Origin of the sequence: Pseudomonas meliae, from assembly GCF_001400515.1 — a bacterium.
Classification (GTDB): domain Bacteria; phylum Pseudomonadota; class Gammaproteobacteria; order Pseudomonadales; family Pseudomonadaceae; genus Aquipseudomonas; species Aquipseudomonas amygdali.
Window position 1 is genome coordinate 1 of record NZ_LJQT01000348.1, and the last position, 12,420, is coordinate 12,420.

The window sequence follows — 12,420 nt, forward strand, 5'->3', positions numbered from 1 at the left end:
AAACCCGGGGCGGTTCACTGTCCGATTCTGCTGAACATTTTTCCCTTATACCCGACACGGCTGCACACAAACCTGCTGCGTACTTTATAGCGCCTTCTGCCAGAACATGGCACGCCCCATTTCAGGGCTCAACTGGTAATTGTCGAAACCGAGCTTCCTGTAGGCACCTTGAGCTACCTCATTGCCCTCCAGAACCTCAAGTGTCAGTTTGCAGCAACCTCGCTGGCGTGCAATCTCTTCCACCTTGAGCAACATTTTCTGGCTGATGCCCATGCCGCGGTATTGAGCGACGACCGCAACGTCGTGAATATTGACCAGCGGACGACAGGCAAAGGTTGAAAAACCCTCAAAGCAATTGACCAGCCCTACCGGCTCTCCGGAAATGAACGCCAACACACTGAAAGCGTAGGGACGTTTGGCCAGCTCGATAGCCAACTGCTGACGCGCATCGCTCGACAGCGGCCGACCTGTGCCCATGACATCCATCGAATATTCGTTCAGCACAAATCCAATTGCATCAGCGTGCACGGGATTCGTGTAACTCGCTTGCAGTACCAATACCTCGGGGGCTTCCATTTCCATCCTCGTCAATTCAATAAAAGTGATTCTGTAAAATCAGTCAAAGGGTAACTCTTTAAGGCCAGCACGTTATTTCAAGCCAGCTCTGTGACTAGAGCGTCTAGCCCGATTCTATCCTGCCTCGCTGCAAAATGTTCCAGCGCGCAGCGCGGATGTAGGAATTTTCTCGCCACGCCCACAGATTGACCGCCAGACGCACCCAGAAAAGGCGCGACGCACCGATCGGGCTCATGAGCGGCTCCACTCACCCGTTTTTTTCGATAAAAAAGAAACGCATGACCTCGATTGTCGAACGATCCGACGACCGGTCATGCGCCCTCGGGACTCGAATTTAACCCATAAAAAAGCGCAACGACTGCCGGGCTGGCCCTTGCAGCGTGCCAACAAGCGCGGCTTCAAAGCCCTTGCCAGACATTCGCGCAGAAAAAAGTCGAAACTTCTCCAAAACGCCCCGGTCAGGTGAATGGAGCATCTATGCTATTGGCTGACATCCGGTAATGGCGACATCACGCGGCTTTGTCACTACGCATGGTCCAAACGGGTATTGATCTTGCTTAGTGCACGTATGTGTACCCGGCCATAGGAAATGGCCAATAAAAATCAAGTGATGCACCAAGACTGTTTTAAGGGGAAAAATCGATGATTAGCGCCGCTGTCAAAACCCAGAAGGGAGAGAGTTTTAACCAGCCTGTCGGCGAGCTGACTCATCTGCCAGTCTTCTCTACCAAGAGCGTTCCTTTGCTGCAATTACCAACCTCGACAATTCAGCCTACGCCGACCATGTCTCAGGTCAGCAGACGCAAAGTGTTGTTCGTGACCTCGGAATTGGCCGACCTGGTGAAAACCGGTGGGCTGGGCGACGTATCCGCCGCATTGCCACGAGCAATGCGCCACCTGCATGACGTGCGGGTTCTTATTCCAGGTTATCCGCAGGTCATCAACAGCGGAAACCCGATCCATATCATCAGCCAGTTGGGCGGGCATGCTGCACTGCCACCTTGCAAGGTGGGTCGCATGGACATGAAAGATGGCCTTGTGATCTATGTGTTGATCTGCCCTGAGCTTTACGAGCGTGAAGGCACGCCTTACGCCGACAGTGATGGCCGCGACTGGTCCGATAACCATATTCGTTTTGCCCGTCTGGGGCTCGCGGCTGCCGAATTTGCGGCTGGCGAAGTGAAAAGCCAATGGTGCCCCGAGCTGGTCCATGCCCATGACTGGCCTGCCGGCCTGGCACCTGCCTACATGCGCTGGCGCGGGCAGTCCACGCCAAGCATCTTTACTATCCACAATCTGGCCTATCAGGGGACCGTGAGTACCGCTTCGAGTCGTGAACTGGGCATTCCAGATGAAGCGATCACCCCGGAAGGCATGGAGTTCTACGGCAAGCTGTCCTTCATCAAGGCAGGCATGGCCTTCGCGAGCCACATTACGACCGTGAGTGCCACCTATGCTCGGGAAATCACCACGCCAGAGTTTGGTTGCGGCCTGGAAGGTTTTCTGCAGAGCAAGGCTAACAAGGGTCAGCTCAGCGGCATCCCTAACGGAATCGACGAAAGCTGGGATGCAGCGACCGACGAACACCTGATCTGCCACTTCGCGCCCAACGAATGGACGCGCAAGGAAATCAACGCCGACTATGTGCGTGAGCTGTTTGAGCTGGATGCCTCGACCGGGCCCCTGTATGCAGTGGTTTCGCGCCTTGTGTATCAAAAAGGCCTGGACCTGACCATCGGGGTTGCCGAGCACATCGTCAACAACGGCGGACAAATCGCAATTATCGGTCGCGGCGAGCCCGAGGAAGAAGATGCCATGCGCGAGCTGGCCGCACGCTTCCCGGGGCGCATTGGTGTACGTATCGGCTTCAATGAAACCGACGCTCGACGCATGTTCGCCGGCAGTGATTTTCTGTTGATGCCATCGCGGTATGAACCCTGCGGTCTGAGCCAGATGTACGCGCAACGCTTCGGCTCCCTGCCTGTCGCACGCAACACCGGGGGCCTGGCGGACACAATCGAGGACGGCGTGACCGGCTTCCTGTTCAAAGAATCAACCATCGAAAGCTACACCGAAGCCCTGAACCGCACGTTTCAGGTATTCGCCCACCGTGAGCTGTTCAACGCCATGCGCTGCCGTGCAATGGCTGCTCCCTTCAACTGGCATCAGGCAGTAGAGCCCTACGCAGATCTCTACCGCGACCTGTTGAAGAAAAACGTGAGCATTTCCAGCAACTACTAGTTTAAGGATCAATGGATGCCACTGCGTACAGACGATAACTGGCGCCACGGCGCCGTCTTGCTAGACCCCGAACACACCCGGTTTGCCCTCTGGGCACCGGATGCCAACTACGTAAATGTCGAACTCCAGGATGGCCAGGGTGTTCAGTCACTGGCCATGCTGCCCCAGCCGGAAGGCTGGTTCGTCCTTGAGGCCCGCTGCGAAGCGGGCACTCGATACCGCTTCAAAATCGACCATGAACTGGAAGTGCCTGACCCCGCCTCCCGCGCGCAGGTCGACGATGTCCATTCTCAAAGCTTCGTAGTGGACCCTCTGGTCTATTCATGGCAAAACACCTCATGGCAAGGTCGGCCGTGGCATGAGGCGGTGATCTATGAGCTGCACGTAGGTGCGATGGGCGGCTATGCTGCGGTGGAAAAACACCTGCCGCGCCTTGCGCAAATGGGCATTACCGCGATCGAGCTGATGCCGCTTGCGCAGTTTCCCGGTGATCGCAACTGGGGCTACGACGGCGTTCTGCACTACGCCCCGCAATCTTCCTATGGCACACCGGAAGAGCTCAAGCACCTGATCGATACAGCTCACGGTCTTGGCCTGATGGTGATACTGGACGTGGTGTACAACCACTTCGGCCCGGACGGCAACTACCTGGGAAGTTACGCCAAGGAGTTTTTCCGCAGCGATCTGCATACCCCGTGGGGCGATGCCATTGATTTTCGCCGCCCGCAGGTGCGCGACTTCTTCGTCGACAATGCGCTGATGTGGCTGCTGGAATACCGCATCGACGGCTTGCGCATGGACGCTGTGCATGCCATTCGCGACGAAACGTTCCTGCCAGAATTCGCAACTCGCGTACGCGGCCAGATCGAGCCGGGCAGGCACGTGTGGCTGAACCTTGAGAACGAGTTCAACCAGGCCGGTCTTCTGGAGAAAGGCTTCGATGCACAATGGGACGACGACGGGCACAACACTTTGCACGTGCTGCTGACCGGTGAAACCGACGCCTATTATTCCGACTTCGCTCAGGAGCCTACGCAAAAGCTTGCGCGCCTGCTCAGCGAAGGGTTTGTCTATCAGGGCGAACAGACGCGGCATGGACACACGCGAGGAGAGCCCAGCGGCCACCTTGCGCCAACTGCCTTTGTATTGTTCCTGCAGAACCATGACCAGATCGGCAACCGCGCACTCGGTGAGCGTTTGCCGCAGCTGTGCACGCCTGCTGCGCTGAGGGCCGCAACCGCCCTGTTGCTGCTTTCGCCGATGATTCCGCTGATGTTCATGGGCGATGAGTGGGCGGCCAGCGAACCGTTTCTGTTCTTCACCAGCCACCATGGCGAACTGGCCGATGCGGTGCGCGAAGGACGTCGCAAGGAGTTCGCCGACTTTGCCGCATTCGCCGATCCGGAAAAGCGCGAGCACATTCCCGACCCGAACGACATCAAGACATTCGAGGCATCACGTCCGGCGTTTTCGGCAGTTGATCTGGAGACCGACAAAGGCTTGGATCACCGCAGCTGGGTCGACTTTTATACACAGTTGCTGGCTTTGCGGCACAAGGAAATCGTGCCACGCCTGCCCGGTGCACGCTTCCTGAAAACCGATATTCTCGGCGACAAGGCAGTCAGTGCACGCTGGGCGCTTGGCGATGGCAGCGAACTGCGTATCGACCTGAACCTGAGCGAACAGACTGTCGATGCTCCGCCGCAGCAAAATGCCCGGCAGATATTCTCCAGCGCCGCAAAATCGTCCGAACTTTCCCCGCAGGCCATCCTCAATCCTTACACGGCCATTGTCAGCCTGACAGCAAGTGATGTTCTGGAGGAACAGGATGAACAATGAGCAATTGGAGAGGCTTGCGACCGAGGCAGGGCTATCGGTGCATTGGGTCGATGCCAACGCTCGGCCGCAGACTGTCAGCCCTGATGTACTGCGCAAGGTTCTGGAAGCGCTGGGCTATCCGGCCGAAAACGGCGAGGCTATCGATGCCAGCCTGTTAAGCCTGCAAAACGCCAGCCACGGCAAAAGCGCCCCGCCGCTGCTGACGGTCGACGTGGACAGTAATCTGGATCTGTCCGAGTGGTTTGCGCCGCAAACGCCATTCACGCTGCACCTAGAAGACGGTTCATCGCTGGACGCCAGGCTAACCGCGTCCGGCGAACTTCCAGCGCTGGCACCGCCCGGCTATCAACAGTTGGAGATTGCCGGTCAACATCTGACCATCGCTGTCGCCCCTAAAACCTGTTTCAGCATGGCAATGGCCACCGATGCGCCGAAGCCACATGGCTGGGGTCTGACTGCTCAACTTTACAGCCTGCGCCGCGAGGGCGATGGCGGTTTTGGCGATACGGAAGCACTGGAGAAGGTTGTTCGCGCTGCCGGAGAGCGCGGTGCCGATGCGCTGGGCATCAGCCCGATCCATGCAATGTTCGCCAGTGATCCACACCGTTACAGCCCTTATTCGCCGTCCAGCCGACTGTTTCTAAATAGCCTGTATGCGTCGCCCGGTGCCATTCTGGGTGAACATGCATGGCGTCAGGCGATAGAAGACGCGCGCGTCGGCGACGGAATGAAGCAACTGGAAGCGCAGCAGTTGATTGACTGGCCTGCTGCTGCCCAAGCCAAGTGGAAAGCGCTGCACAAGCTGTACGAAGGGTTCAGTGCGGGTGATCACCCCTTGCACGAAGACTTCAACAGCTTCCGCCACAGCGGTGGCGAGGCCTTGGAGAACCACTGCCGCTTCGAAGCGCTGTGTGCCGAATCCGAAACGTTGAATATCGGCAACAATTGGCATGAATGGCCGGAAGAGTTCAAAGACCCTCGTAGTGACGCCGTCGCAGCATTTGCCGAAGCGCACAGCGAGCACATCAGTTTTCATGCATTCGCTCAATGGCTCATCGCCCGCGGCCTGGAGCGTGCGCAGTCTGCCGCACGCAGCAGTGGCATGCGCATCGGCCTGATCGCCGACCTGGCAGTGGGTGCCGATGGTGCCGGAAGTCAGGCCTGGAGTCGTCAGGACGAGTTGCTGTCGGCTCTGACTGTTGGCGCACCACCCGACATTCTCAATCGTGCCGGCCAGAGCTGGGGGATTTCCGCGTTTTCACCGGACGGCCTCAAGCGTAACGGTTTTCGCGCATTCATCGAGATGCTGCGGGCCAACTTCGCCCATGCCGGCGGGTTGCGTATCGACCATGTCATGGGCTTGCAGCGGCTATGGGTCATCCCTCAGGGGGCGCCTCCAAGCGAAGGCGCGTATCTGAATTTCCCGTTGGACGACATGCTTCGCCTGCTGAGTCTGGAATCCTGGCGGCACAAGGCGATTGTGCTCGGTGAAGACCTTGGAACTGTGCCTGAAGGTCTCAGCGACAAGCTCAGCGCTCGGGCGATTCTGGGCATGCGTGTGCTGCTCTTCGAACAGAACAACGGTCAGTTCAAGCCCATCCTTGACTGGTCGGACCAGGCACTGGCCACCACCAGTACCCACGATTTGCCGACACTGGCAGGCTGGCTCAGCGAGCTGGATATCGAGTGGAATGCCCAGCTGGGTCACATCGACGAGCAACATAAATCGCAATGGCGTGAAGAACGCGGGCGCGAATATGCAAGCCTGTGCCGAGCCTTGAGTCAGAACGTCGAAAGCCTGCCGTCCGACAGCGAAGAGCCTGAGCAGATCATCGACGCGAGCATTCGCTATCTGGGTCACACGCGCGCTCCACTGGTGCTGCTACCGATGGAAGATGCGCTGGGTGTCAAGGAGCAGGCCAACCTGCCCGGCACCATTGACAGCCACCCGAACTGGCGCAGACGCCTCCCCGGCGATGCGGCCTCCTTGCTTGATAACCCGAATGCTGCTCGACGACTGGAATTGCTCTCCCAATCCCGGCTGCAAGCTGCGGAGCGTGACCAATGACCCGTCCATTACAGCCTTTGCGCGCTACCCAGCGTTTACAATTTCATAAAGATTTCACGCTCGACGATGCGGTGCCGCTGGTGCCCTACTTCGCCAGTCTGGGGATCAGCCATGTCTATGCCTCGCCGCTGCTCAAGGCGCGTGCTGGCTCAATGCATGGTTACGACGTCGTCGACCCGACCGTCATCAACCCGGAACTGGGTGGCGAGCCTGCCCTGCTGCGTCTGGTATCGGCCTTGCGCGAACACGGCATGGGGCTGATCCTCGACATCGTCTCCAACCACATGGCCGTCGGTGGTGCAGACAATCCCTGGTGGCTGGACCTGCTCGAATGGGGTCGGCGCAGCCCGTATGCCGAGTTCTTCGACATTCAGTGGAATTCGCCGGATCCGTTGCTGGAAGGCCAGTTGCTGCTGCCGTTTCTGAGCAGCGATTACGGCACCGTCCTGCAGGCCGGAGAAATCCCGCTGCGCTTCAACGCCGAGCGCGGCATGTTTTATATCGAGCACTACCAGCATCATTTCCCGCATCATTTCCCGATCTGCCCGCTGACCTATGATTCATTGCTTCAGGCAGTCGAACACCCGCAATTGAAGGAAATGGGCCAGCGCTTCACTGCGCTTGCTCAATACCCGCAGGCCTACGAACGTGCACGTCAGGCCAGAACCGAGCTGGCCGAGCTGGCGAAAGATCCGCAGGTGCTCAAAGGCATCGAGCAGATCCTTGCGCACTTCGACTCCAGCAAGCCGGAAGGCTTTCAGCGTCTGCATCAGTTGCTGGAACGTCAGCACTATCGTCTGGCCAGCTGGCGTACTGCCGGTGATGACATCAATTGGCGGCGCTTCTTCGACATCAACGAGCTAGGTGGTTTGCGTGTCGAACGGCCGCAGGTATTTGAAGCCACCCACGGCAAGATATTCCAGCTGATTGCCGACGGCCTGGTTGACGGGTTGCGGATCGATCATATCGATGGGCTGGCCAACCCGCGCGGCTACGGCCGCAAGCTGCATCGCCGGGTAAAAAGCCTGCTCAAGCTGCGTCCTGCCGAGGCGCGCATTGATCATCTGCCTATTTTCGTCGAGAAAATACTGGGGCCGGATGAGCCGTTGCGTGAAGACTGGAGCGTGGACGGTACAACTGGCTACGAGTTCATGAATCAGGTCTCGCTGCTGCAACACGATCCCAAGGGCAAAGAGCCACTTGGAGAGCTGTGGAGTCGACTGACAGAACGTACCGCTGACTTCGATCAAGAAGTGCTGGTGGCCCGGGACCTGGTCCTGCACGGCACACTGGCGGGCGATTTCGAGAACGTCGCGCAGTCGTTGCTGCAAGTTGCACGCAGCGACCTGATGAGTCGTGACCTCACGCTGGGTGCAATTCGCCGTGCCCTGCTCGCGCTGATCGTCAATTTTCCGATTTATCGCACCTATATCTCGGTATGCGGCCGCTCGGCGCAGGACGACAAGTATTTCCAGCAGGCAATGGAAGGCGCTCGCACCACTTTGAACGAAGGCGACTGGCCAGTGCTGGATTATCTGGCACGCTGGCTGGGTGGCGAAGCGTGGCGCAAACTGCCACGCGGACCGTTGCGCAAGCTGTACAAGAATGCGTGTGTACGGTTCCAGCAACTGACCTCCCCGGTTGCCGCCAAGTCGGTTGAGGACACCTCGTTCTATCGCTCTGCAGTGCTGTTGTCGCGCAACGATGTAGGCTTTCATCCGCAGCATTTCAGTGCGCCGGTGGAAGACTTCCATCAGGTCTGCCTGGAGCGTCTGGAAAAATTCCCCGACAACTTGCTGACCACTGCAACGCACGATCACAAGCGTGGCGAGGACACACGTACACGCCTTGCGGTCCTGAGTGAATGTGCGCCGTGGTACGCCGAACAGGTAGAACGCTGGAGACAGCTGGCAGTGCCGCTTAAAGGCGAAGAACCGGCCATCAGTGCGGGTGACGAGCTGATGCTTTATCAGGCCTTGCTGGGCAGCTGGCCGCTGAGCCTGGAGGGCGAAGAAGCTCACCAGGAATACGCGAAGCGCATGGTGCAGTGGCAAGAGAAAGCCCTGCGCGAAGCCAAGCTGCAAAGCAGCTGGAGCGCGCCGAATCAGCCTTACGAAACGGCTTGCCGCGAATTTCTTGAACGTTTGCTGTTGGCTCCTGAAGCGCTGGCGTTGCGCCAGTCACTGAGTGCAACGGCCAATCGTATCGCGACCGCCGGGGCACTCAACAGTCTGGCGCAAACCTTGCTACGCTTGACCGTACCCGGTGTTCCCGATTTGTATCAGGGCACCGAGTTCTGGGATTTCAGCCTGGTGGATCCGGACAACCGGCGACCGGTTGATTATGCAGCCCGACAGAAAGCGCTGGCAGAAGATGCAAGCGCTTCCGACCTGCTCGATAACTGGCAGGATGGCCGCATCAAACAGGCGCTGATTGCGAAGGTTTTGAACCTGCGTGCCGAGCACCCAACGCTGTTCAGCGAGGGGCGTTATCAGCCTCTGGAAATAAAGGGTAGCCACGCCGGGCACGTGATGGCTTTTGCCCGGGAGACACAAGGAGTGCGCGCTATCATCGTAGTCCCACGCACAAGCAGTGAACTATTGGGTACTGCGCAAACTCCATTGATTAATGCTGCCAATTGGGGCGACACACGGATTATGCTTCCGTTTGCCGACTCTGGATCTGACTGGAAAGGACTCTTTTCCGACGGTGTCGCAACACACGTTCGGGAGATACCGCTCAGTGCAGCGCTTGAAAGATTTTCCGTCAATTTGCTTATTCAAACTATGTAATAGCTGGGAGTCTCAAGATGAGTGCCGACGAAAAAAGAATTCGCGATTTTGCTTACCAAATCTGGGAGTCCGAGGGTAAGCCCTCCGGACACGACGAGCGTCACTGGGAGATGGCGCGCAAGCTTGCAGAAGCAGAAGCCTTGGCACCTGACAAGTCCAGCGTGCGCAAGTCGAGCAAGCCCAAGCTGCCTGAAGTAGACAGAGCCAAGGCGCCTGCCAAGGGCGCGGCCAAGCCTGTGGCGAAGTCAGCACCAGCAGCAAAGCCAGCGGCCAAGCCCGCAGCTGAAGCCAAGCCAAAGCCAGCGGCCAAGGCGGCTCCCAAGCCTGCTCCCAAATCCAAGCCGGCTACCGCTGCGCCAACTGATGCCCCAGCCAAGCCTGCTGCCAAGAAGCCACGCAAACCGTCGAATTCTTGAAACTCTTCTGGCCGGGCGCCAGTCCATTGTTGCAGGTCGCACTCTGATCGGAGATGAGGCCTGCTACACCCCCATACTTTATCGTCAATATTGAAGCCTTCGTGGCTTCGATAGCGGCCTTGGCCGCTCAGAAAATCATTCGACGTCAGGAAGTCATCATGAATACGAAGTCCACTACAACGGCAGAAGATAATTCAGCCCCGCAAGACAATCCAGGCAGCACCCCGTCTCGCATTTGTGAAGGACTTCCCTTTCCTCTCGGCGCTAGCTGGGACGGCCTGGGTGTCAACTTTGCCCTGTTTTCGGCCAACGCCACCAAAGTAGAGTTGTGTCTGTTTGACTCGACCGGTGAAATCGAACTGGAACGCATCGAACTTCCGGAATACACCGATGAGACGTATCACGGCTACCTGCCCGATGCGCACCCGGGCCTGATCTATGGCTATCGCGTCTACGGCCCTTATGACCCTAAAAACGGTCATCGCTTCAACCACAACAAACTGTTGATCGACCCGTATGCCAAGCAACTGGTCGGCGAATTGAAGTGGTCTGAAGCATTGTTCGGTTACACCATTGGTCATCCTGACGGCGACCTGAGCTTCGATGAACGTGACAGCGCGCCCTTTGTACCGAAGAGCAAGGTGATCGACGAGGCTTACACCTGGGGCCGCGATCAGCGCGTCGGTACGCCTTGGGACAAGACCATTTTCTATGAAACCCACGTGCGCGGCATCACCATGCGCCACCCGGAAGTTGCCGAAGAGCTGCGCGGCACGTTTGCCGGTCTGGGATCAGCCCCCGTTGTCGACCACATCCGCAAGCTGGGTGTGACCTCCGTCGAGCTGCTGCCGATACACGCCTTCGTCAACGATCAGCATCTGCTGCAAAAAGGAATGACCAACTACTGGGGCTACAACAGTATTGCGTTCTTTGCGCCAGACCCGCGTTATCTGGCGAGTGGCAAGATTGCCGAGTTCAAGGAAATGGTTGCGCACCTGCATCATGCCGGGCTGGAGGTCATTCTTGATGTGGTCTACAACCACACGGCCGAAGGCAACGAGCTTGGCCCTACCCTGTCCATGCGCGGTATCGACAACGCCTCCTATTACAGGCTGATGCCGGACGACAAGCGTTATTACATCAATGACTCAGGCACCGGCAACACCCTCGACCTGAGCCACCCGTGCGTACTGCAGATGGTCACTGACTCCCTGCGTTACTGGGCTTCGGAAATGCATGTCGACGGGTTCCGCTTCGACCTGGCAACCATTCTGGGTCGCTACCACGATGGTTTCGACGAACGTCACAGCTTCCTGGTCGCCTGCCGTCAGGACCCGGTGCTGCGTCAGGTCAAACTGGTCGCCGAGCCTTGGGACTGTGGCCCAGGTGGCTATCAGGTCGGCGGTTTCCCGCCAGGCTGGATGGAGTGGAACGACAAGTTTCGTGACACCGTACGTGCCTTCTGGAAAGGCGACGAAGGCCAATTGGCAGACTTCGCGGCACGCATGACCGCCTCCGGCAACATGTTCAACCAGCGCGGTCGGCGTCCACAGGCGTCGGTGAACTTCATCACCGCGCACGATGGTTTCACGCTGCACGACCTGGTGTCGTACAACGACAAGCACAACGAAGCCAACGACGAAAACAACCAGGACGGCAGCAACAACAACCTGTCCTGGAACCACGGCGTCGAAGGCCCGACCGAAGACGCGGAAATCAACACCCTGCGTCTGCGTCAAATGCGTAACTTCTTCGCTACTTTGCTGCTGGCGCAAGGTACGCCGATGATCGTCGCCGGTGACGAGTTCGCCCGTACCCAGCACGGCAATAACAATGCCTACTGTCAGGACAGCGAAATTGGCTGGATCAACTGGGATCTGGACGAGGACGGCGCAGCATTGCTCAAGTTCGTGACCCGCGTGATCAAGCTGCGTCAGACCTACCCGATTCTGCGCCGCAGTCGCTTCCTGGTGGGCGATTACAACGAAGAAATCGGCGTCAAGGACGTAACCTGGCTCGCTCCGGATGGCAACGAGATGAGTGTCGAGCAATGGCACGATGCCAATGGCCGTTGCCTGGGCATGTTGATGGATGGCCGTGCACAGGAAACCGGTATCCGTCGTCCAGGTGCCGACGCTACGCTGCTGCTGGTCGTCAACGCGCACCACGACGGGGTCAACTTCACCCTGCCGGAAGTGCCTGAAGGCACCCATTATGAGTGCCTGATCGACACCAATCAGGATGATGCACGCAGCAAGGAGCACTTTGCGTTCGGTTCGCAATATACCGTCACGCCGCGCTCGCTGCTGCTGTTCGAACTGAAGCGCGAAGACCAGCAATGATTGATGCCTTGAGTGAGTTTCTCGACTGGCGCAAGCACGGTTATGCCGATACGCGTGCGCTGGGCGAGTGCTTGCAGGCATTGGTCAACGAAGGTCTTGATCAGCTACCCCTGCCTGCCAGCGGTCAGACACTTGAGCGCTGGCGG

At 58.1% G+C, this 12,420-nt stretch carries 8 protein-coding genes and 1 pseudogene; 7 read left to right on the top strand and 2 right to left on the bottom strand.

Annotated features, from left to right (window positions below):
* Positions 1–84: 84 nt before the first annotated feature.
* Positions 85–576 carry a GNAT family N-acetyltransferase gene (locus tag ALO64_RS16105; RefSeq protein ID WP_004658555.1) on the bottom strand — a complete coding sequence of 164 codons (492 nt, stop codon included), beginning with the start codon at positions 574–576 and terminating at the stop codon, positions 85–87.
* Positions 577–679: 103 nt separating this feature from the next.
* The gene (locus ALO64_RS26550) at positions 680–811 is read right to left on the bottom strand and encodes a hypothetical protein (RefSeq protein WP_268794407.1); all 132 of its coding nucleotides are present in this window, start codon (positions 809–811) and stop codon (positions 680–682) included.
* 407 nt (positions 812–1,218) lie between these two features.
* On the opposite strand from ALO64_RS26550, the gene glgA reads away from it, so the two are divergent.
* The 7 genes and pseudogenes from glgA to ALO64_RS26385 form a co-directional block, all read left to right on the top strand.
* Positions 1,219–2,817, top strand: a complete 1,599-nt coding sequence (glgA, locus tag ALO64_RS16110) for a glycogen synthase GlgA (protein WP_044343917.1) — start codon at positions 1,219–1,221, stop codon at positions 2,815–2,817.
* Positions 2,818–2,832: 15 nt separating this feature from the next.
* Positions 2,833–4,656 (top strand): malto-oligosyltrehalose trehalohydrolase, encoded by a 1,824-nt coding sequence (gene treZ, locus ALO64_RS16115; protein ID WP_044343916.1) that lies wholly within the window; start codon positions 2,833–2,835, stop codon positions 4,654–4,656.
* On the top strand, positions 4,646–6,724 hold the full coding sequence (gene malQ / locus ALO64_RS16120) for a 4-alpha-glucanotransferase (protein WP_044343915.1): 2,079 nt from the start codon (positions 4,646–4,648) through the stop codon (positions 6,722–6,724). The genes treZ and malQ overlap by 11 nt, the downstream gene beginning before the upstream one ends.
* Entirely contained in the window at positions 6,721–9,516 is a 2,796-nt protein-coding gene (locus ALO64_RS16125; RefSeq protein WP_044343914.1) for a malto-oligosyltrehalose synthase, read from the top strand. Before malQ ends, ALO64_RS16125 begins: the two co-directional genes overlap by 4 nt.
* Before the next feature lie 17 nt (positions 9,517–9,533).
* Entirely contained in the window at positions 9,534–9,932 is a 399-nt protein-coding gene (locus ALO64_RS16130; protein WP_044343913.1) for a DUF2934 domain-containing protein, read from the top strand.
* A gap of 158 nt (positions 9,933–10,090) precedes the next feature.
* Positions 10,091–12,274, top strand: a complete 2,184-nt coding sequence (gene glgX, locus ALO64_RS16135; RefSeq protein WP_044343922.1) for a glycogen debranching protein GlgX — start codon at positions 10,091–10,093, stop codon at positions 12,272–12,274.
* Positions 12,271–12,420 (top strand): annotated as a pseudogene (locus tag ALO64_RS26385) (acyl-CoA dehydrogenase); the annotation flags it as partial. The gene glgX and the pseudogene ALO64_RS26385, both read left to right, overlap by 4 nt.